Annotated in this window: 17 protein-coding genes; 5 read left to right on the top strand and 12 right to left on the bottom strand. The window is 58.4% G+C overall.

Going from position 1 to position 21102, the window contains the following annotated elements:
• Positions 1–51: 51 nt before the first annotated feature.
• The 12 genes from KDX37_RS10355 to yaaA all read right to left on the bottom strand — a co-directional run bounded on the left by KDX37_RS10355 (position 52) and on the right by yaaA (position 16458).
• Positions 52–720 carry an alginate O-acetyltransferase AlgF gene (locus KDX37_RS10355; protein WP_231652602.1) on the bottom strand — a complete coding sequence of 223 codons (669 nt, stop codon included), beginning with the start codon at positions 718–720 and terminating at the stop codon, positions 52–54.
• A gap of 12 nt (positions 721–732) precedes the next feature.
• Entirely contained in the window at positions 733–1908 is a 1176-nt protein-coding gene (locus KDX37_RS10350; RefSeq protein ID WP_231652601.1) for an alginate O-acetyltransferase, read from the bottom strand.
• A 10-nt stretch (positions 1909–1918) separates the two neighbouring features.
• Positions 1919–3475: an MBOAT family O-acyltransferase gene (locus KDX37_RS10345; protein ID WP_231652600.1), complete on the bottom strand. Its 1557-nt coding sequence runs from the start codon at positions 3473–3475 to the stop codon at positions 1919–1921.
• A gap of 136 nt (positions 3476–3611) precedes the next feature.
• Positions 3612–4751 (bottom strand): mannuronate-specific alginate lyase, encoded by a 1140-nt coding sequence (locus tag KDX37_RS10340; RefSeq protein ID WP_231652599.1) that lies wholly within the window; start codon positions 4749–4751, stop codon positions 3612–3614.
• Positions 4752–4759: 8 nt separating this feature from the next.
• Entirely contained in the window at positions 4760–6199 is a 1440-nt protein-coding gene (locus KDX37_RS10335; protein ID WP_231652598.1) for an alginate O-acetyltransferase AlgX-related protein, read from the bottom strand.
• Positions 6200–6213: 14 nt separating this feature from the next.
• On the bottom strand, positions 6214–7824 hold the full coding sequence (gene algG / locus KDX37_RS10330) for a mannuronan 5-epimerase AlgG (RefSeq protein WP_231652597.1): 1611 nt from the start codon (positions 7822–7824) through the stop codon (positions 6214–6216).
• A 26-nt stretch (positions 7825–7850) separates the two neighbouring features.
• Positions 7851–9329, bottom strand: coding sequence for an alginate export family protein (locus tag KDX37_RS10325; RefSeq protein WP_231652596.1), 1479 nt, complete (start codon positions 9327–9329; stop codon positions 7851–7853).
• Positions 9326–10738, bottom strand: a complete 1413-nt coding sequence (gene algK, locus KDX37_RS10320; protein WP_231652595.1) for an alginate biosynthesis TPR repeat lipoprotein AlgK — start codon at positions 10736–10738, stop codon at positions 9326–9328. The genes KDX37_RS10325 and algK overlap by 4 nt, the downstream gene beginning before the upstream one ends.
• 2 nt (positions 10739–10740) lie before the next feature.
• Complete coding sequence (locus KDX37_RS10315; protein WP_231652594.1) at positions 10741–11913, bottom strand: alginate biosynthesis protein Alg44; 1173 nt, start codon at positions 11911–11913, stop codon at positions 10741–10743.
• A 40-nt stretch (positions 11914–11953) separates the two neighbouring features.
• Complete coding sequence (gene alg8 / locus KDX37_RS10310) at positions 11954–13435, bottom strand: mannuronan synthase (RefSeq protein WP_264759207.1); 1482 nt, start codon at positions 13433–13435, stop codon at positions 11954–11956.
• 98 nt (positions 13436–13533) lie between these two features.
• The gene (locus tag KDX37_RS10305; protein WP_231652593.1) at positions 13534–14850 is read right to left on the bottom strand and encodes a nucleotide sugar dehydrogenase; all 1317 of its coding nucleotides are present in this window, start codon (positions 14848–14850) and stop codon (positions 13534–13536) included.
• A gap of 825 nt (positions 14851–15675) precedes the next feature.
• Positions 15676–16458: a peroxide stress protein YaaA gene (gene yaaA / locus KDX37_RS10300; RefSeq protein ID WP_231652592.1), complete on the bottom strand. Its 783-nt coding sequence runs from the start codon at positions 16456–16458 to the stop codon at positions 15676–15678.
• A 235-nt stretch (positions 16459–16693) separates the two neighbouring features.
• On the opposite strand from yaaA, the gene KDX37_RS10295 reads away from it, so the two are divergent.
• The 5 genes from KDX37_RS10295 to moaE all read left to right on the top strand — a co-directional run bounded on the left by KDX37_RS10295 (position 16694) and on the right by moaE (position 21001).
• On the top strand, positions 16694–17872 hold the full coding sequence (locus KDX37_RS10295) for a polysaccharide deacetylase family protein (protein WP_231652591.1): 1179 nt from the start codon (positions 16694–16696) through the stop codon (positions 17870–17872).
• 294 nt (positions 17873–18166) lie between these two features.
• Complete coding sequence (locus KDX37_RS10290; RefSeq protein ID WP_231652590.1) at positions 18167–19561, top strand: PhoH family protein; 1395 nt, start codon at positions 18167–18169, stop codon at positions 19559–19561.
• Between the two features lie 264 nt (positions 19562–19825).
• Positions 19826–20308, top strand: coding sequence for a cyclic pyranopterin monophosphate synthase MoaC (gene moaC, locus KDX37_RS10285; protein ID WP_231652589.1), 483 nt, complete (start codon positions 19826–19828; stop codon positions 20306–20308).
• Complete coding sequence (locus KDX37_RS10280; RefSeq protein WP_231652588.1) at positions 20305–20550, top strand: MoaD/ThiS family protein; 246 nt, start codon at positions 20305–20307, stop codon at positions 20548–20550. Before moaC ends, KDX37_RS10280 begins: the two co-directional genes overlap by 4 nt.
• Position 20551: 1 nt before the next feature.
• Positions 20552–21001 carry a molybdopterin synthase catalytic subunit MoaE gene (moaE, locus tag KDX37_RS10275; RefSeq protein WP_231652587.1) on the top strand — a complete coding sequence of 150 codons (450 nt, stop codon included), beginning with the start codon at positions 20552–20554 and terminating at the stop codon, positions 20999–21001.
• Positions 21002–21102: the final 101 nt, after the last annotated feature.

Raw genomic sequence — 21102 nt, 5'->3', positions numbered from 1 at the left:
CCGCGCCGACCGGCTCATGGCTGATGCCTTGAGCCGGCTGACTTGATCCGTTTAGCGGGTTGCGACCGGTGGCTTGACCCACACTGGCGAGAGGCTGCTGCCACTGCCGGTGATGTAGAGCACAGCGGCTTCGCCACGCTCCAGCGCCACAGGTTTCACATCGGTGACTTTCTTGTCGCCGTCGTACAGCGCCAGGCTGACTTTGACCGGATTGATTTCACGCTCGCCGGTACCTTTGGCAGCCACGGTCTTGACGACCTCGGTCTTGCCATCGGCAGTTTTCAGGGTCAGGGATTTGTCGCTGAGGTTCTGAACACGAACCAGGGATTTCTGTTTGTTCTTGAACGGTGCCTCTTCGACCAGTTGCGGCTTGCCGCTGGCGTTGTTGACCAGCGTGTAATAGTGGTCGCCTGCCAGTTTCACCGGCACGTTCTGGCTGCCCAGCTTGGCGGTGTAGTCACCTGGCGGCATGAAGCTGAACGCAGTGCTGCCCAGTGGCGCCACTTCGTTGAGGTTGGTGTTGCCGACGCTGGCGCTGATTTCGGCGTTGCTGGCGTTATAGACACGCACGAAAGTCGAGCCTTTCGGTGCGGTCGGGCCGTACAGGGCGGAGTCACCGGCAAAGGCTTGCAGCGACATCAGGCCCAGGCCCGCGGCCAGTGCGCAGGTTTTGAACAGGCGGTTTTTAGCCAGACGTTGGGTAGTGTTCTGTTGAGTCATGAGTCAGTCCTCTCAGTTTTGCGCCCGGTTGGGCGACTCGGATGGGGTGGCGCCAAGCGCCAGATTTTCTTTGGAATCACGGGATTTCTTCAGCTGAGCGATCCACTGCGGATCGAACTCACCAAGGTCGTTGTGAGCCGGCAGGTAGCGCTCCGGGAATTCCCAGATGACCACTTGCGGCGGGGTGTTCTTGAACGCATCGGTCTGCAGGTACTTGAGCATCGGCAGAATCGGGCCGTGGCCGTCTTCGGCATAGTTGACGACGTCACTGCGCAACGCTTCTTTCAAGGCACCCACGAAGTTCCAGTTAGGGTTGGCGCTGTAGCTGGTGCCGACCAGGCCGACCGGGATGTCGCTGTCTGCAAACAGCGCGTCGTTGCCAGCGGCGGCGCCTTCTGCCAGATCGGTGCTGCGTTGTTGCAGGTCGTCAGGCTTGGGCAGCAGGTTGCTGAACAGCGGGTCCAGCGGCAGGAAGTTGGTCAGGTCGCCTTTGTAGGGAGCGCTTTCCCTGGCCTGCGTGACGAACTGTTCAGGCTCGCCGCTGAGCGGGGTTTTCTGCGCAATCGCAACGCCCAGTTGTTTGGCTGCCACTTCGGCACCCAGTGGGGTCCAGTGAGTGTCGGTACGCAGAAACACCTGGCCTTGCTGTTTGGCGGCCTGCAGCGGAGCCAGCAGGTCCGGGGCGAAGATGCCAGCCTGGGCCACCTGCGCATGGAACTGTTGATACAGATCCACATGCAGGCTGGCAGGTTTGCTGTTACCGATATGCTCCGGGTAAAGGCGAGTCTTGGCCGGAACGATGGCCAGGACCAGTTTGCTGCCCTGTTTTTCCAGCGCATCGCGCACGCCCTGGATCAACGCCAGGTTGTCCGCTTCGTTCTGTTCGCCATTGGCAACAGCGTCGAACTCTTCATCGGTGTACAGCCACTGGTCCTTGCCGAGCACTACGCCCGGACGCCCTTCCTTGAACAGCTTGTAGTCCAGCGCCGCCCAGAGGTTGGTGCCCAGACGCTTGATCGGGAACTCATCGTCGTAATGAGTTTCCGCCGCCTTGGTCCATTTGCCGTTGAGCACCGTGGTCTCGGCCGACGTGGAAAAGTTGCTGAAGCTGCGCAGCGACCAGGCGCCGAGAACCAGCAACAGGCCCAGGAAGATGGCGATATAGAGGATTCGTAATGAACGGGTCATGTCAGGCTCCTCAGAACTGGAAGTAAAGGAACGGCGAGAAGCTCTGCGCCGAAAGTTTGAGAATCGAGGCAACGAACAACAGCAGGATCAGTGCGCGCATTGCGTAGCGAGGCCAGTCCGCAACCCAGTAAGCCGGTTGCACCTGAGCTTCGCTGCCCACGGTGTAGCCGGGCAGGTGCAGGCTGCCGGGAGCATCGCCAGGTACGGCCTTGATGGTGCCCGGTTGCGCAGTCGCCGGACCGTCGGCCTTGGCGCTCCTGCGGTTGTCCGTTTCACGGTTCTGGTAGAAGTCACGCAGGCCGAAGAACGCCAGCGTTGCGTAAGCCAGTACCAGGGTCGCCACTTGCAGGCCGGTGAGGCTTGCGCGGTTGAGCTCGGACAGCTGCCATTCACCGAAGCTGAACATCGCGCCGTACATACGGCCGGCGACGTGCAGGTTTTCTGCGCGGAAGATGACCCAGCCGACCACAACCAGCAGGAATGTCAGGGCCCAGCGGATTGGGTTGAAGTTGTAAGGCTTGGTGTTGATGCCCAGCGCTTTTTCAATCGCCAGCCACATGCCGTGCCATGCACCCCAGATGATGTAGGTGACGTTGGCACCGTGCCACAGGCCGCCCAGCAGCATGGTCAGGAACAGGTTGCGGTAGGTCGCGAACTTGCCGCCACGGTTGCCGCCCAGCGTGATGTACAGGTAGTCACGCAGCCAGGTCGACAGGCTGATGTGCCAGCGACGCCAGAACTCGGTGATCGACTGGCTGATGTAGGGCTGCTTGAAGTTTTCCATGAAGCGGAAACCCATCATCAGACCCAGACCGATGGCCATGTCGCTGTAACCGGAGAAGTCGAAATACAGCTGCGCGGTGTAGGCCAGTGCGCCGAGCCAGGCATCACCCGTGGTCGGGTTTTGCAGGGCGAAGCAGTGGTCCGCCACAACGGCCAGCGTGTCAGCGATGAACACTTTCTTGATGAAGCCCTGCATGAAGCGCGTGGCGCCTTCAGAGAACTTGTCCAGCGTGTGAGTACGGTTGTTGAACTGGTCAGCCAGGTCGCGGAAACGCAACACCGGGCCTGCGATCAGGTGCGGGAAGATCGCCACGAACGCTGCAAAGTCGATCAGATTGCGCGTGGCTGGCGTGTCGCCGCGGTACACGTCGATGATGTAGCTGATGGACTCGAAGACATAGAACGAGATACCGATCGGCAACAGCACGTGCGTCAGGATGAACGGCTCCAGACCCATGGAGGTCATGGCGGCGTTGATGCTGTCGACACCGAAGTTGGCGTACTTGAAGTAGCCCAGGATACCCAGGTCAACCACGACGCCCAGCAAAAGCCAGCGCTGCGCCGGTTTGGTTCGTACGCCTGCTGCGCCCACTTTCAGACCGATCCAGTAGTTCCAGACGGTCACGCCAATGAACAGTGCCAGGAAGTCCACACGCCACCAGGCGTAGAAGATGTAGCTGGCAATCAGCAGCAGCAGATTGCGATAGCGTTGCCCGCTCAGGTAGTACAAGCCGAGAAAGATCGGCAAGAACAGGAACAGGAACACGTTGGATGAGAAAACCATCCTTATCTCTCCGTAAGTCCAACATTCAAGGGCTCAAAGCCCCCCAAACCCCCCATACGAATATGGCGGTTGTCGCGTCGTTTCAGCGTCACCCGTGGGAGCGAGCAGGCTCGCTTCCACAGGCGTCAACTTTTACTCAAGAACCTTTGTCACTCTTGTCGCCCTTTTCGTGCTCAGGGTCGTAGACCTTGGTCAGGTCACCGCCCAGTCGGAAGGTCTTGAAAGGTTGCTTTTCGTGCTTGTCTTCAAGGACTTCCGGGCTGCAGCTGTAGAGCGCGCAAAAGGGTTCAAGCCAGGCAAATTTCGGGTCCTTTTTCAGGTCCGTCATGTCCTGTTTTTCACCGTTGTGCGCGGCGAATATCGAAGGGTCTTTGACGCCCTCAAGCACGCGGTCAGCCAAGCGTTTCAGTGCACCGTTGTTTTCCGGGCGAAGGTCTACGCCGTTTGCCTGGGCAAAACTTGCGATCATCGCCAGCGGTGGCAGCGCGTAGTTGTGGTACGAAAGGGCGCGTTGACGACGCTTCATTTCGTTGGGCAGGAAACCGTCCTTGTCCACCTGGTTCGCGGCGACCTTGTATTCCTTGACCGCCCAGTCAAACAGGTCCTGGCGATTGGTAGCGACAGCAGTTGCCATCACAGACCACGCCGCCCAGTAGGAATGGTTGTTGATCTTTTCGAGTGGCAGGTTGCTCCAGTCACTGATGACCTGATCGGCGAGCTTGCTGAACCAGCCTTCGATGAGTTGCGATTCTTTCTGGCGGTTGGCCAGTGGACGCGACTCGGAGAACTTCAGGCGCAGGTAAGCCGACGACATGCTGCCCAACGCCCACTTGCGCATGGACTTGCCGGTGTGGTTGAACTCGGTGGACTCCAGCGCATCGGCCTTGGCCCAGGTCGTCATCATGTTCAGCGCGCAATCAAGCTGCTCGGGACGACCATCACGCATGAACTGCATCACGACTTTGCTGACGCCACGTTCAAGATCGGTGATGTCCTGGGTCGCATCACGAAACGCTGCCTCGGACTTCAGGTTCAGCGTCGCACGGGCCTTGTCGGAGCCTTCGTACTTGCTGCGAAAAACCAGCTTGTCGGTGTACGGCTTCGGGATCGAGTCACAGGTGAAGTTGTGATCACCGGTCTTCATTTTTTCGATAGGTGCGTCATAACCCTTGGGTGGCACCAGCGTCGCGGCGGCGGACGCACCCATTGCCCAGGCCATCGATGACAGGATTGCCATCGAGAGCAGGGTAGGGCGTATCAGTTTCGGAGTCTGCATAAGTCACCTCATAGTCCGGCTTGAGCGGTGTGTTTCGCAGCGCTCGGGAACACGTTGCGTTTGCATACTTTGGCGTCGACTTTCTGTGGCTCGGCGCCTGCTTCCGGTCCCTGGATTTCGAGGGCCAGCAACTGTTGATCAGCCCAGTCCTCGTCTTCACGCAGCTCAAAGGCGAAACGTCCATCGGTGTCGGAGGTTTCGGGCTTCTCGATTTTCAGATCCTCGTGGCGGCCATTCATGTACCAGAGCCTGGCCTGAAGAGTTTTCACCGAGGTGTCATCGAATTTGATATCGATCTGGTTGCTGCCGTTGCGAATGTCCTTGATGCCGTTCTTGCCGTTGACCAACACTTCGTTGTTGCCCGGCTTGAGGGTGGTGCTGGCGCTCATGACGGCAGGTTTGCCTTCGCAACCGTTGTCCAGCAGGGACATCATCTGGCGATAGATGGTCTCCTGGTCCAGACGGTACAGCGGCGAGAATTCCCAGATCAGGATTTTTGGTGGACGCTTCTGGAAGTCTTCGCTGCCCAGATACTGCAGCATCGAGCCTTCCAGGCCGCCGCCAGGGAACGCGACGTTCAACACATCGGCGCCGATGTATTCCTGAAGGAAACCGCCGAAGTTGTAGTTCTTGCCACTGTGGCTGGTGCCGACCAGGGTGATTTCCGGGTTGCCGGAATCGCTGAACAGATCGCCGTCACCTGCCTCACCCTTGGGTTCGGTGGTGAACTGGTCCATGTACTGCACGGCGTAGCTGGTGCCACACAGTTGGCCAGCCATGTTGTGCAGAGTACCGGTCTTGCCCATCCGGCCCGACTTGTGGCTTTCGAATTCGCGCTTGGGAATGTCGTCGTAGCCCGGAACTTTCTTGACCGTTTCGGCGACTATCTTCGCGGTGCGCTGGGCGCCGTACGGCGTCCAGTGCTGGTCACCGCGGAAGTAGAAATCGTGCGCCTGCTGCTCGTTGGTCAATGGCGACAGGTCCGGTACCCAATAGCCCATCTTGCTGAAGCGACCGAGCATGGCCTGATAGTTTTTCAGCGCCTTGTCATAGTCGTACTTGTCGCGTTCAGCCGGGAACAGTTTGTTGCGGTCGACCAGCCCACGTGTCGGCTGGTAAACCACAACCAGTTCGACACCTTTGCTTTTGAAGGCATCGTGCAGTTCTTTCATGCGGCGATAGCCCGCAGGCGTGGTGTCGAATTCGGTGCGCAGGTCTTCCTGCGTACGGAACAGCCAGTCGCCCTGAGCCTGCACCAGCGTGGTGAAGTTCTGCTGATAGCGCGTGGTGTAGTTCTTCGCGTCGTGAGCCGCCGGGCACAGGCTGCAGCAAGGCTCGGCGGTGAACGTCGGTGCTTGCGAGTCGTCTGCGCGAGCTGCCCCGGCGGCCGCCATCAGGGCTGCAGTAAGGCTGGACAGGCTCAACAGTTTGATCAAATGTGCGTGCATAACAATACCCTTCCTCATTCCCGCAGCTCGGTCTGGCTTTCGACGGGGTCGATCAATACGGCTTTCTTCTGGCGTACCAGCAGATCGAGGATTTCTTCCTGGCGCTCGCCCAGAACGCCGTTGAGGCTGATGCCGACTTCTTTGGTGGGCATCAGCATCGACACGCGGTACAGCTCGACGCTGAGGGGCGAGTCGATGGACAGCGGGCCGGAACCGTTGCTGGCCAGTTCGCCACCTACCACAATCAGCGATACCTGAGCGTCGAACGGGTCGAGCTCAATGTCGCGGTCGGTGTCGCTCAGGTCCTTGATGTGGCCGTAGACACCCATCAGCCCATTGGCCATGGAGACGTTCTCGTAGAGCTTGATGTTGACGCTGTTACGCACGCGGATACCGTGACGGCGGTTGGCAATCACACGGTTGCCCCACAGCAGGTTGTTGCCGCTTTCGTACAACGTGATGCCGTCGGTGTGGTTCTGGTAGATCTCGTTGTAAGCGACGATGTTGCCGACGCTGTTACGGTCCAGCACCACGCCGGACAACTTGTTGTCGTGGCTCTTGTTGCGGAAGATGAAGCTGTTGTCCACTTCGCGGGAAATAATGATCCCGTGCTTCTTCTTGGTTCCGTAGACATCGTTTTCGGCAATGATCAGGCCGTGCGAGCGGTCATGCGGGTCAATGCCGTAGACGATGTTGTCGCGGTAGGTATTGCCCTTGACCACGAAGTCACGCGTCTCATAGCAGTAGAAGCCGTACCACATGTCCGAGAATTCCGAATCAATGATCCAGCCGGTCGGTTCGGCACGCTTGAGGATCTTCGCGGTGTTGGGCGTGTACTGCGAAATACTGACGCCGTACGACTTGCTCTGGTCGTAGCCCATGCTCGCCATCCTGGTGTTAGCGATCCAGGTTTGCGAACCGCCCCAGGTCAGCACGAACGGGCGAAACTCATTCGGCTTGCGATAGGTCGCCAGGCTGTTGCGGGTCTCGCTCCAGGCGTTGACCTGCGTGTGGGTGATCAGCATGTTGCCTTCGCTGACGATGAACGAGCCCTTCTCCTGAGACAGACGCAGCTCTTTGGTCTTGCTGTCGATCTCGAAAATGCCGGTTTCCTTGACCAGGATTGGCAGGCGCGCCACATAGACACCCGGCGACACTTCGTTGAAGAACTGCTTGGGGACTTTCTTCGCCAGGTCCTGAAGGTTCACGTAGCCATCGGAAATGATGATCGCTTGCGGGATCCCTTTCTGACGGGCTACCCATTCGGCCATCTTGTTGTCGCCGCCGATGAATTCCTTCAGGCCGGTTTCTTCCATCATGCGCGAGACGGTGACTTTGCCTGGCTTGTTGCGCACGATCTTCTTCAGCGCAGCCTCGGCGGTGTAGCCGCTGAGGTCCGGCAGCACCGGCTTGGACATTTCCAACGGCTCGGTGGGCGGGCTGGTGATGGTGTAGCTCTTGGCCTGTTGCAACTCCTTGACTACCGCTTTCGGCGACTCGGGTACGACAGGCGCGTTGGCCAGCGCGACACTGCTCGCCATCAGCAGTGCGCTGCTCAGCACGGCGCTTTCGAGCAGGGCGTGAGGCCAGGTTCGGCTACGCCCGTTGCTTGCTTGACTGTTCATCTCTCGCACTCCTTTGGCGGTCTGCATCAGAAGCGCCAGATGACGTCGACAATGGCGCGATGCATGTATTCATCCACACCGTTGTGGTACGCATCGCCGGGCTTGAAGACACCTGCACGCAAGCGCACCAGTGCCGAAGGTTCATCGAAGGACTGGCTGAGCGAAGCCGGCAGCAAGCCTTGCTTGAAGTACTTGGTGACGACCAGGTCCATTTCCTGACCTAGGTCCTTGCGGCCATCTTCCAGGGGCAGCGAGCTGAACGTATTGGTGTCGCCGTTCTCGCGTACTGCGTTGAGCCCTGAGCTGCCGATCCCGGTATTGCCGTCCACGCGACGGAACTTGTGGTAGATCAGCGACGCGTCGTATTCCTCGTTCATCTGCCACGAGGCGAACAGCGAGCCGGTTTCCACGTTGGCCATTTCGCCCTGGAAGGCTTCACCGAAGCGATGGATTCGCGAGCGTGTGCCGGTCCAGTTCGAACGGTTGCTTTCCAGGCCGTTCTGTACGTAGTCCTTGCTGGCGCGCGAGTAGGCGGCGCCGACTTGCCACTGCGGATCGAGGCGCAGACGCAGGCCCAGATCGGTGGCCCAGCCGTTCATGTCGCGGCTGCTTTTCTCGCCTGCAAAATACTGATCGTTTACCGCGTTGACACCGATCTCGTCACGGGTGCCGTTGAGCCAGGTCAGGCTGCCCCAGTAATTGAGCGTATTGGTGTTGCGATGGTTGTACGCGTCGCTGTCAGCTTGCAGGCCCAACCAGGTCAGGTCGCCATTGGACGTCTTGTCCAGATCGTCCAGCTCCTGGTTCTGGCCCTTGAGCTTGCCGTCGTCATGGCTGTAATGAGCGCGGGCGCCCACCCAATGGCCTGGGGTCCACTGGTAGCTGGCCGAGCCGAACAGGTGCTGACGGTCCTCGTCATCCGGCGCCAGTTCGGTCAGGTCCGTGCGGTATTCGCTGAAGCGTTGGGCAGCACCCAGTTCGGCACGCAGCAGGGTAGTGTCGAAGGTCCAGTTGATGGCTTCGATGTTGGTGTCATGCCATTGGCCATCGTCGTTGCGCAGACGCTGGCGGCCGACTTTCAGGATCTCGCCGGGGTAGGGGGTGAAGCCGCTGTAGCCGACCCAGAATTCACGCAGGGCAGCGTAGGTCTTGTCGACTTCGCGTTCGCTGGCCGTGCCGCGCGAAACCTGCGTGCCGTCGCCGTCTCCGGTGGACTGTTCCAGCGGGTCGGTCTGAATGGTGTCGGTGGCGGTGACCACCTGGCCCATGGCGTAGGCGCTCCAGTTGCCGCGCTCGCCATACACCCACGGGCGCACGTCCAGACCCAGACCGTTGACGTCGCCGCCCGAGCGGGTGCCCAGGTCGCGGTCGTCTTCGGCCTGCGCAGTGGCTTTCACTTCCAGACCGAAGTTCTGGACTTCAGTCAGCGCTGCCAGCGTCGGGCAGGCCCACAACAGGGAGAAACCCAGGCCCATGCCCGCAGCCATCAGGGGATTCAACTTCATAGTGCTTCCTCACCGTCTTTTTCTTCTTGCAGGGCCTGCATCGCCAATGCGCTCTGATTGGCGTTTGCGCCCCGGACTTTTTGCTCGCGTGCCAGCAATTCCTTGGCGCCGGCGAGCTTTTCAGGCGGCAGTTGTGCGGTTAGAACCTGTGCAAGCTCGGTGGCCTGCGGGGTGTTGGAGTTCAGCGCGAGTTGGCTGAATACCCAAGCGTTCACTGGGTCAGGCAGCGTGCCCTTGCCTTGCGAGAACAGTTGCGCGAGGGCGAAGTCGGCGCTGTTCTGACCACCGCGTGCGGCGGTCAGCAATTCATCCACGGCTTTTTGTGAATAGACCTGACCCAGGTAGCCGCGACGGTAGATCTGACCCAGGTAATAGTGGGCAGAGATCTCCGTGGCGGAGGCTTTCTTGAGGTGCTCTTCAGCCTTGGCTGCATCGGCTGGCACCCACTTGCCTTCGTAATACAGGCGACCCAGCAACAGCTCGGCACGCGGTTGGTCCGCGGCGCGTCCGTTGTCCAGGTATTCCATCATCTTGTTGACGTCACCCAGTTCCGGGAAGTCGTACAGCAGTTTGGCCAGGGTGACCCAGGAAACCGGATAACCCGGTGCGATGCCTTCGAGCAATTGCTGGGCGGTCTTTTCGTCCGGCGTGCCGATTTCGCTGTCACCCAGGACGCGCGCCACGCTGTCGACACGTTGCGCGCCAATGCGACCGGCAGCGTGTTCGCTCTTGAGTTGCGCGATCAACGCAGCCTGTTGCTCGGTATTGCCGCGCTTCTGGTAAACCGTGGCCAGTTCGACGTAGCAAATATCGGTGGTGTTCAGCGCCTGCTTGCAGATGCTTTCCACTTCATCGAGATGCTGATCGTAGGTGCCCTGAGTGCGATACAGCAGCACCTGGGCCAGACCGGCTTCCGGATAGCCGGCAGCACGCCACTGGCTGATCTTCTGCTGCGCGTTCACATTCGGGAAACTGTGCGGGTATTGCAGGTACAGCATGGCCAGCGGCACCAGGGTGCCCGACTCGCCATTGGCGAAGGCTTGCTTGAGCAGACCTTCGGCTTCCTGACGCTCGGCGTCCGTGGCATCGGGCTTGGCCGCCAGCAGGCGACCCAAACGCGATTGCGCACGTGGCGAAGTCTGCGCCGCAGCACGGTAAGTCGCCTCGGCCTGCTTGAGCAGGGCGGGGTCACGGGTATTGACCTGAATGTCTGCCAGGCCAACCTGTGCATCGCTGTAGCCCAAGTCCGCCAGCTGCCGATAGTTCTGCTCCGCCAGTGCCGTGTCGCCGTTTTTCAGGGCTTCATTGGCAAGGCGTTGGTCAGGCAGGCCGGCACAGCCGCTCAGGCCGAGCGCGACAGCGAGGCTCAATAGCGTGGGGGTCGACAGGCGTCGTAGTGGGCTGCTCATGATTACAGACCCGCAGCCATGGCTTTGTCGATCAGCCAGTTCACGGAAGGCCCGCGATCACTGACCACTTCAACAGGACGGCCGGCAAGCGAGCTGCTCAGGCTTTCATCAGGCTTGATCTGAACGCGAATGTCGGTAGACAGGTCGGTGTCGCTCAGGTTGGTGCTGCTGACGATCTGGCCAGTGCGCAGTTTGTCTTCACCAGCGATCTGGAAGCTGACACGGGTGCCTGGCTTAACGTCGTTGAACTGGCGATAGGTGAAGCGTGCTTCGACGGTAGCCGGTGCATTGCGCGGTACGAGCTGGAAGATCACCTGGCCTTTGGAAGCGAACTGACCATCAGCCACCAGTTGACGCGCAACCACGCAATCGCAAGGGCTGGTCATGGTGCCGCTCATTTGCTTGCCGTACAGCTCTTCGATCTTGGCTGGCTGCAGGTCTTCACCGGTCAGGCTGCCCTTGAGCATTTCCAGCATGCTGGTGTTGAAGGTGGCCAGAGGCGCGCCTTTCACTGCTTCACCGTTGGGACCGACCAGACTTTGCACGGTGCCTTCACGGGGCATGGTCACGTCCATGCTCGGGATCGACACCAGGCCCGCCGAGGCGTGGCTGACGAAATACAGACCGTAGACAGTCTTGAAGATGAACCCGAACGCCGCCAGGCCGACTATGAAGATACCGAGGCTGAACGTGACCGCGCGCAGACGTCCCATCGTGCTCATGCCGCCGTCGTTGCCCTTGACCTTGCGCGCCTTGGTGAAGTTGTCGCGCTGCAAGGTTGCCAGCACCTCGCCCATGCTCACGATGTCGCCGGACAGGTGAGAAGTGATCAGGTGACGCAGGGTGGCGATGTCCTGAGCTTCCAGGTTCTGGAACTGGCAACCGACGCGGCCGCTGGCGTTATCCAGCGAGCGAATCTGCAATTCAACGTCCATGGCCAGGCCAAGGTTGTCGATCAGAAACTGCAGGCGACCCTTGATCACTTCGCCCGTGGTGTATCTCACACCTTGCGGGGCAATGAAGCTCAAGCCGCCCGCTGACAAGTCTTCGATACGGACCAGAGGTGCATTCGGCTGATTGTTCAGCAGGCGCAGCTTGGCAGGGATCTTGACCCGTGCGTGTTGGCGCTGGGCTTCGGATTCATGTACGACGTTCGCATTCACGGCTGTATTCATGGCTATTTTTCCTACTTAAGCGATTAATCCGTTGGCCCGGTCAAACCATCGTCAACAGCACGGCGACGAAGATGGTGCCAGCCGAGAAAGTCATGGTTCGGGATGACCACGTGTTGAACCAGCCCTGAAAGCTGGCCATGTCGCGGCTGAGTTTGGTGTCCTGGCGAGTCCAGGACTGGCGATCCAGGCGGAAGAACACGTAGATCTTCATCAAGGCGCCGACGATCTGGTTGTAATAGAGGATCATGGGGTAGGCAGGGCCGATCCTGTGTCCCGAGAAGGACAGCAGCAGCGTCAGGATCAGGCGGGTAATGCCGATCCACAGCAGGTACATCAGCAGGAAGGCACCGCCATACTTGAAGCTGGCGATGATGGCGACGCTCAACCCGAGGATCGAGGTCCACATCGACACGCGCTGGTCAAACAGCACCACGCTCGTGAACATTCCCAGGCGACGAACACCCAGGCCAAGCGCACGCGAGTTCTGGCGAAGGTTGTTGCCGTACCAGCGGTACATCAGCTTGCGGCTGGCCTTCAGGAAGCTCTTCTCGGGCGGGTGTTCAACGGTGTTGATCGCTGCATCCGGTACGTAAAAGGTGTCGTAGCCCAGGCGCATCAGGCTGAACCAGCTGGACTTGTCGTCGCCGGTCAGAAACTTGAACGTCCCCAGACGCCAGTGGTTGAGCGAATCGCTCTCCACGTCGGCGATGAACTCTGGGTTGGTAACGACCGAGGCGCGGAACACCGACATACGACCGGTCATGGTCAGTACGCGTTTGGACAGAGCCATGGAGCACATGTTGATGTGGCGCTGGGCGAACCGCAGCTTGTGCCATTCACTCATGATGTAGCCGCCACGCACTTCGCAAAATTCGTTGGTGGTCAGGCCGCCGACATTGTCGAACAGCTGAAACCACGGCACGGTCTTGGCCACGACGCCTTCGTTGAGCACAGTGTCGCCGTCGATTACGGCCACAACCGCACGTTCATCCGGAAGGTGACGCGAGATGGCGCGGAAGCCATAGGCCAGGCCGTCACGTTTGCCGGTACCCGGAATGCGCACGAAGTCGAGTTTCACGCGGTTTGGCGGGTTGAGCCTTGCCCACATGCTCTTGACCAGCAGTTCATCGGACATTTCCACCAGCGAGCAGACGATAGTCGTCGGCAGACCGCAATTGATCGCCTCACGAATCACCGAGCTGTACACCTGAGCGGTGGTCAACGCATCGATACGAAAACTGGTCACCATCAGGAATACATGGGACGGATCTGCCGCCGTACCCAACTTCTGAACCTTGCGACGCAAGTGCGGATAAACGATGTACAGAAAAATCATCCCGCGCACAAAGTGCGTGAACCCCATTGAATAACGCCAGATACCAATGAAGCCGATCAGGAAGATAAAGTTCTTCGACTGTGAGTCGAAGATACTGGTGGGCAATGCCGTAGCAATGCCCATTAATAAACTCAGGTAGAACAGCCAACCGGCGGCCTGTAACAGGCCGTGCTTTAGCCTCTGCATAATCTGTATCCCAAAGTCAGTTGCACGCCTCAAGCCCCAAGCTCAAGCAACGCTTGAACTTGTGGCTTGGAGCCTGGCGCTTGTGGCTTGCGGCTGATTTACCAGCAGATACCTTCGGCACGGCCTTCTTCACTGGTGGCCTTGGACATGAAGCCCACCAGGTCGACGACACGTTTGCCTTCTGGCGTCTTGTCGGCGAGTGCACGGAAGCGCTCGTCGCGGTTACCCAGGATGATTACGTCAGAGTCATTGATGACTTGATCGAAGTCCGAATTCAGCAGAGACGAAACGTGCGGAATCTTGGACTCGATGTACTCCTTGTTGGCGCCGTGAACACGTGCGTATTCAACGTTGCTGTCGTAGATGCTGAGGTCGAAGCCTTTGCCGATCAGCATTTCCGCCAGTTCTACCAGCGGGCTTTCGCGCAGGTCGTCAGTACCGGCCTTGAAGCTCAGACCCAGCAGGGCGACTTTGCGAGTGTCGTAGGCGGCGACCATGTCGAACGCGTTCTGAACCTGGGAAACGTTGCTGCGCATCAGGGAGTTGAGCAGGGGAGCATCAACGTCCAGGGTGCTGGCGCGGTAGGTCAGGGCACGCACGTCTTTCGGCAGGCAGGAACCGCCGAATGCGAAGCCAGGGCGCATGTAGTACTGGGACAGGTTCAGTGCCTTGTCCTGGCAGACCACTTCCATCACTTCGCGACCATCGACGCCGACGGCCTTGGCAATGTTGCCGATTTCGTTGGCGAAAGTGACCTTGGTGGCGTGCCACACGTTGCAGGTGTACTTGATCATTTCAGCAACGGCGATGTCCTTGCGGATGATCGGTGCGTCCAGTTCTTCGTACAGCGATTGCAGGACGTCGCCCGACGCCTTGTCGAATTCGCCGATCACAGTCATCGGTGGCAGGTCGTAGTCTTTGATGGCAGTACTTTCACGCAGGAACTCAGGGTTCACTGCTACACCGAAGTCCACGCCTGCTTTCTTGCCCGAGCAGTCTTCAAGGATAGGAATAACCACGTTGGCAACAGTGCCCGGAAGTACGGTGCTGCGGACCACGATGGTGTGACGGGAAGTTTTGTCACGCAGGACATAACCAATTTCACGGCACACGGCTTCAATGAAATCGAGTTCCAGATCGCCGTTTTTCTTGCTGGGCGTACCCACGCAGATCATCGACAGATCGGTGGCACGGATGGCCTCTGCAAAGTCTGTAGTGCCGCGCAGTTTACCGGTACGAATACCTTGCGCCAGAAGGTCTTCGAGACCCGGCTCAACGATAGGCGACTTGCCGCTATTGATCAGGTCGATCTTGGTGCTGGAAATATCCACACCGACAACTTCATGACCCCGTGCAGAAAGGCAACCGGCACAGACTGCACCGACATAACCCAAACCAAAGATGCTGATACGCATCGTATTCTCCTCGATGTTTACGCCATAAGTTGGCTGGATATTAATTTTGGCCAGCAGGTGACACGCGCCCGTTATCACGGCGAGTAACAGCCGTTAAACTAACGCAGGCAAAATAATGAGTGAGTGCCCAAACAAGCGGGGTTGACTCAAATGACACTAAGTACAAGCGGCAAGTGACCTGGCCTTACCGGGCAGGGCCCTGCTCTCTTGGATGCAGTAAACCACTCCTGTGTAGCGATCGACGGCGGATCAGGAGCTGAAAGCCTTGGTGCAGAGCCTTGGCGATCATTGTCGAGTCCTGCGCGCCACACCATTCTGGTGCTTCGCCTGTCTACCTACTTCAACTAGTGATATGAGTTTAATTTCGGTACCTGACGCCTTCGTTTGTCGAAGAAGGCATGTCGTCGGTAACTTCCCTTTACCCTCGCGTCCCTGTAAGTGATCTCTTACAACGTTGCCGAGAATTGTTACGGGATGTAGGAGCGTAAGGTTTCGCATTTAGTTCCTGGCCGCTCGTCCTGTTTTGGAGAAAATAACGTATCGAACCTGTGACATAGACAATTGCATATTGATGGCACTTTTCGTTTTGTGCCTAGTTGGCGGGGAGTTAAGCGGGGTGGGTGTGAAAGTGCTATCAGTGCAAAAAACTGAAATGCTACTACTGAAAAAAGTTGTTATTTTTTTGAGAATCGCGAGGCGGTTTGTAGGACGATTTTTAAATGACATTTATCTGACGTCATTAAGCTGGCAATCAGGGGTTGAAAGAGAGGGGCTGAGTTGTGTAGCGGCAAGGCGCCACACAACTGTTACTGGATCAACAGTCCGTCAGAGCTGATCTTCGACATCGCGCAGGAACACTAACTTGGTTGGCGTGGACTGCTCCGCGTTGTAGCAGTATCCGCCGACATCGAACTCTTTTAGTGCATCGGGGCTGTCGATACGTTCGGAGATCACAAAACGGCTCATCATGCCGCGCGCTTTCTTGGCGTAGAAGCTGATGATCTTGTACTGGCCGTTCTTGAAGTCCTTGAACTCGGTATCAATGATGCGGGCGTTCAATGCCGAGCGCTTGACGGCCGAAAAGTATTCGGTGGACGCCAGGTTCAGCAGCAGATCGTCGCCCTGTTCGGCCAAGGCCTCATTGAGCCATTCGCTGATGCGCGTTCCCCAGAATGCGTAAAGGTCCTTGCCTCGCGCGTTCGGCAATCGAGTGCCCATTTCCAGGCGGTACGGTTGCATCAGGTCCAATGGGCGCAGCAGGCCATAGAGGCCGGACAGCATGCGCAAGTGGTCCTGTGCGTAGGTGAGCTGCGCTTCGCTCAGCGTCTCGGCCTGCAGACCGGTGTATACATCGCCTTTGAATGCCAGCAGTGCCTGTTTTGCATTGTCGAGCGTGAACGCCGGGTTCCAGCTGCCGAACCGTGCGGCATTGAGGCCCGACAGCTTGTCGGACAGGTGCATCAACTCACCGATCTGTGCGGGTGTCAGCTCGCGAAGCTGGGTGATCAGTTCCTGGGAGTGATCCAGGTACTGCGGCTGGGTAAAACGCTCGGTCGTGGGCGGTGTTTCGAAATCGAGGGTTTTCGCTGGGGAAATCACCATCAGCATGAAGTCGTCTCCTTTGATCGTCCGGCGATTCTAGGGGGTGTGCGCCCGTGACTCCAGCTATGGTGGCGATAGAGCTCGCGTACTGGCCAGCCAGACATGCCTCCGAGTGCACAGGCACCCTGCGTCAGTCGGCGATATCGGCTTTGTCAGCGTGCGGACACAAGACGCGGGGCCGGGATCAGCTATAGTGGCGCGCCGGTCATGGCGTTGACCGTAGACAGAGAGGGCAAAGGGTTTGCGTATTGTTTTAGCAGTTTGCGCGTGTCTGTTCTGGGCCCAGGCTCAGGCGGCCGCTCCGGTGATCGCCACGATGGATCGCAGCGTCTGGCCAGAGCGCCTTGAGACGCCCGCGCTGTTCGACGTCGCCTCCCGTGCAGAAATTCTGGCGTTCGCTCATCAGCTTCTGCTCAGTGAGAAGCTGGACGAAGAAGGGCTCAAGCAGCGTCTCGGTCTGCGTTACGTCAATGTGTCGTCGCTGAATGTGGTTCGCCATCGGCTTTGGTCGCGTCTGCTGGAAAACTATCAGAGCGCGCAGAAAAGCTGCGAAGAGGACGCCAACTTCTGTGTCCTGGTCGAAGACATGGATCAGTTGCGTCAGCGCGCCGAGGAATATCAGGTTTCCAACGACTCTTTCTATGCGGCCTGGGCCAAACCCAGCGCAGTGTTTCACCAGCGCTACCTGAATGAACTGTTGTTCATGGCGGCACTCTTCCCGCAGACCAGCAGCGAGATCGAGCGTTACAACTCGGATGAAATGAGCGGTGACGAGATGCCTGACCGCACCTTCATGCTCAACTTTGCCGGCGGCCCTAGTGCTGCCGACGGCGGTACCGACTGGCTTGCCGATTTCATGCGCCAACAGAAGATGAATGCCACCTTCTTCGTACTTGGCAAAAGCTTGCAGGACCGACTGGAGGGCAGCTCTGCAAGCTCGCTTCAGGCCTTGTACCGCCAGCAATGCGTCGGTATCCAGGGTTGGGAGTATCGCTCGCACAGCCAATGGCTTGACTGGCAGGATTCTGTACAGCGCAGTTCCGAACTGGTTCAGCGCATTCTGCCCGACAACTTCGTGCCGTTGTTCCGCCCCCCGTATGGCCACCGTCGCGCTGACAGCGGCGACTATTTCCGCTCCCAGCATTTGCGGGTGTCGTTGTGGAACATTGATGCACAGGACGCAGCGGGTCGGCTCACTGCCGAACAGTCGGGTGACCGGGTGCTGACGCTCATGCTGCTCTGGCGCCGAGGTACCGTGGTGTTCCACGATACGGCCAACAAGGCGCAGTCGGCGTTACCGCTGCTGCTGGCCAATACGGCGCAAAGCGAGCTGATCTGGGATGACTGCCGAAACATCTCTGAGGCCCCCGAGAATGAAGGGCTGGAGAGCAGCGAAGAGGCGTTGCCGGAAGGGGAGTGACGTGGAATTCAGCCAAGGCTGACTTCGGACTGTAAACGCGCCACGGATGTCCGCCAAGCGCTATTCGTCATCCTGTGAAATAAATTTCAAAAAACTGTCAAAGAGCTTTTTTCTGTCATCCCTTTTGCTGTATTACGAATACAGACCGCCGAAACCTGCAACACAGGTGGCGTCCTCAAAGACCCACCTTGAGCAACACTTCTGCCCTGCCTGAAGGGGAGAAACCGGCGGCCTTTTCGTGGCGCAGCACTGTCGTGGTTCTGCGTCGCCTGGCTACTACAAAGGTGAGCGAGTATGGATGATCACGGACGCACCCCTTCCACCAACCAGCCTATCCTTTACGTGCTCGATACCAATGTATTGATCCATGATCCAAACGCATTGCTGAATTTCGAAGAACATCACGTTGCCATTCCCATGACGGTTCTGGAGGAACTCGACAAACTCAAGGACGGTAAACATTCAGTGGCCGCCGAGTGTCGCCAGGCCATCCGCCTGATTGACAAGACCCTGGGCGAGGCCTCGCCGGAAGACGTTGAAAAAGGCGTGCCTATCGACCGCGGCACCGGTGTGCTCAAAGGCTATCTGTCCATCCTCATGAGCAAGCGCGAAGAGCCCAACAGCCTTCTGCCGGAACACCTCAACGACAACATCATCATCAATCAATTGATCGACCTGCACGCGCGCAACAAGGACTTGAGCGTGGTGCTGGTGACCAAAGACATCAACATGCGCCTCAAGGCGCGTGCCTGCGGTATTGCAGCCGAGGATTACAGCACCGACCAGCTGGTCGACGACGTTTCGTTGTTGTCGCGCGGCTATCACGACATGACCGGTTCGTTCTGGGATCGGGTCAACAAGGTCGATACCCGTCAGGAGCGAGGCCGCACCTGGCATCGTGTCCAGCTCAATGAAGCCCTGCCAGCCGTGCATATCAACGAGTTCATCATTGATGAGCAAGGCTTCGTGGGCTGGATCAAAGGCGTCAAGAACGATGAACTGCTGATTCTGGACATGCATCAGGAGCCATTGCTGCACCAGGAAGCGTGGGGGCTCAAGCCTCGTGACATCTATCAGGGGCTTGCGCTGTTCGCGTTGCTCGACCCGGATATCCATCTGGTCAATCTGTCCGGTGCGGCCGGTTCGGGTAAAACCATTCTGGCGCTGGCGGCGGCCATCGAGCAGACCATGGTTACCAAACGCTATCGTCGTATTATCGCAACGCGCAGCGTTCAGGGGCTGGATCAAGAAATCGGCTTCCTGCCGGGCACCGAAGCGGAAAAAATGGAGCCATGGCTCGGCGCGATCACCGATAACCTTGAAGCCTTGCACATGGATGACGAAAGCACCCATGGCAGTGTCGATTACATCCTCAGCAAAGTACCGCTGCAGTTCAAATCCCTCAATTACATACGAGGTCGCAGTTTTCAGCAGAGCCTGATCCTGATCGATGAATGCCAGAACCTGACACCGCACCAGATGAAAACAATCATCACCCGTGCTGGCGCCGGTTCCAAAGTGGTCTGCCTGGGTAACCTGGCGCAGATCGACACCCCTTATCTTTCGGCCACCAGTTCCGGGCTGACCTACCTGACGGAGCGTTTCAAAGACTTCCCCAACGGCGTGCACATTACCTTGCAGGGCGTGCCACGTTCCATTCTGGCCGAATACGCAGAGAGCCATTTGTAATAGCCTTATAGCGTACCCACCTCCAGCGCCAGGCGTTACATACGCCTGACGCTGGACTCACAACTCTCTTCGTCAGCAGGCTGACTCCCACGGAAGCGTTTGTAACCAGTACGAGCTTGCCCGCGAAGATGACGACACAACTGCCACTAACATGGCTCTTTACCATCGCTTTTTGAGCAAACTTACTCCTGCGGAGTCTGCGCTCAGCCAGCCCCATGCCGCACATTTGGTTTACAATCGCCGCTCCTGTTCAGGAGTAAGGCTGTGCTCACTCATCTCGATTCCCAAGGTCGCGCCAACATGGTCGACGTCACCGATAAAGCGATGACGTCCCGTGAAGCTGTGGCTGAAGCACTTGTACGCATGCTGCCCGCCACGCTGGAAATGATCGTCAGCGGTGGCCATCCCAAGGGCGATGTATTTGCTGTGGCCCGCATCGCAGGCATCCAGGCGGCAAAGAAAACCAGTGACCTGATACCGCTCTGCCATCCGTTGATGCTCACCAGCGTCAAGGTCGAACTGGCGGCGGAAGGCGTTGACGCAGTACGTATCATTGCGCGTTGCAAGCTGGCCGGGCAGACCGGCGTGGAAATGGAGGCGCTCACCGCCGCCAGCATCGCGGCCCTGACCATTTATGACATGTGCAAGGCAGTTGATCGCGGCATGGTTATCGAAACTGTGCGTCTGCTCGAAAAGCTGGGCGGCAAGAGCGGTCATTTCATCGCCGGCGAGGCGGAGGGGCAATGAAGGTTCAGGTTCAATATTTTGCCCGTTATCGCGAAGTGCTCGGGCTGGACAGCGAACGGGTCGAAGGCGACTTCTCGACCATGGATGCACTCCGTCAGCAGTTGCTGGCACGCGGCGATGCGTGGCGGGTGCTTGGCGAGCAGAACCTGATGTGCGCCCGCAATCAGGAGCTGTGTCAATTGGACGAGCCGCTGGTGGATGGCGATGAAGTAGCGTTTTTTCCGACAGTGACCGGAGGCTGATATGGCAATTCGCGTGCAAAGCGCAGCATTCGACCCGGGTGCCGAGGTGAATGCACTGCATGCTGCCAATGTCGGCATTGGTGCAGTGGTCAGCTTCGTCGGCTATGTGCGCGACTTCAATGACGGGCGCGACGTGTCAGGAATGTTTCTGGAACACTACCCCGGCATGACTGAAAAAGCGCTGGCAAAGATCATTGTCGCAGCCGAGCAGCGCTGGCCGTTGCTCAGGCTGGAGGTGCTGCATCGAGTGGGGGCGCTGGAGCCGGGCGAGCCTATTGTCTTCGTCGGTGTGGCCAGTGCCCATCGTCAGGCGGCATTCGAAGCCTGCGACTTCGTCATGGACTACCTCAAGACTCGCGCACCGTTCTGGAAGCAGGAGAACACCCCGCAAGGTCCGCGTTGGGTCGAAGGGCGGCACAGTGATCATGAGGCTGCGCAGCGCTGGAAATAGCCCCCTGAAGTCGGCTCGTCCGTTGATGCACGTCGACCCATGACGGCAATCACATGGCCATATGGCCGTTCAGTCAGATTTCTTTCCTTTTTACTCGTGAG

The organism is Pseudomonas californiensis, assembly GCF_021147775.1.
In the GTDB taxonomy this organism is placed as follows: Bacteria; Pseudomonadota; Gammaproteobacteria; order Pseudomonadales; family Pseudomonadaceae; genus Aquipseudomonas; species Aquipseudomonas californiensis.
The sequence above is the reverse complement of the archived record's forward strand: the minus strand, read 5'-3'. Positions and strand labels throughout refer to the sequence as shown.

What these genes read in the sequence shown, in the direction of transcription:
- KDX37_RS10355 (WP_231652602.1), bottom strand. Translation starts at nt 720, where the DNA reads ATGACTCAACAGAACACTACCCAACGTCTGGCTAAAAACCGCCTGTTC.
- KDX37_RS10350 (WP_231652601.1), bottom strand. Translation starts at nt 1,908, where the DNA reads ATGACCCGTTCATTACGAATCCTCTATATCGCCATCTTCCTGGGCCTG.
- KDX37_RS10345 (WP_231652600.1), bottom strand. Translation starts at nt 3,475, where the DNA reads ATGGTTTTCTCATCCAACGTGTTCCTGTTCCTGTTCTTGCCGATCTTT.
- KDX37_RS10340 (WP_231652599.1), bottom strand. Translation starts at nt 4,751, where the DNA reads ATGCAGACTCCGAAACTGATACGCCCTACCCTGCTCTCGATGGCAATC.
- KDX37_RS10335 (WP_231652598.1), bottom strand. Translation starts at nt 6,199, where the DNA reads ATGCACGCACATTTGATCAAACTGTTGAGCCTGTCCAGCCTTACTGCA.
- algG (WP_231652597.1), bottom strand. Translation starts at nt 7,824, where the DNA reads ATGAACAGTCAAGCAAGCAACGGGCGTAGCCGAACCTGGCCTCACGCC.
- KDX37_RS10325 (WP_231652596.1), bottom strand. Translation starts at nt 9,329, where the DNA reads ATGAAGTTGAATCCCCTGATGGCTGCGGGCATGGGCCTGGGTTTCTCC.
- algK (WP_231652595.1), bottom strand. Translation starts at nt 10,738, where the DNA reads ATGAGCAGCCCACTACGACGCCTGTCGACCCCCACGCTATTGAGCCTC.
- KDX37_RS10315 (WP_231652594.1), bottom strand. Translation starts at nt 11,913, where the DNA reads ATGAATACAGCCGTGAATGCGAACGTCGTACATGAATCCGAAGCCCAG.
- alg8 (WP_264759207.1), bottom strand. Translation starts at nt 13,435, where the DNA reads ATGCAGAGGCTAAAGCACGGCCTGTTACAGGCCGCCGGTTGGCTGTTC.
- KDX37_RS10305 (WP_231652593.1), bottom strand. Translation starts at nt 14,850, where the DNA reads ATGCGTATCAGCATCTTTGGTTTGGGTTATGTCGGTGCAGTCTGTGCC.
- yaaA (WP_231652592.1), bottom strand. Translation starts at nt 16,458, where the DNA reads ATGCTGATGGTGATTTCCCCAGCGAAAACCCTCGATTTCGAAACACCG.
- KDX37_RS10290 (WP_231652590.1), top strand. Translation starts at nt 18,167, where the DNA reads ATGGATGATCACGGACGCACCCCTTCCACCAACCAGCCTATCCTTTAC.
- KDX37_RS10280 (WP_231652588.1), top strand. Translation starts at nt 20,305, where the DNA reads ATGAAGGTTCAGGTTCAATATTTTGCCCGTTATCGCGAAGTGCTCGGG.
- moaE (WP_231652587.1), top strand. Translation starts at nt 20,552, where the DNA reads ATGGCAATTCGCGTGCAAAGCGCAGCATTCGACCCGGGTGCCGAGGTG.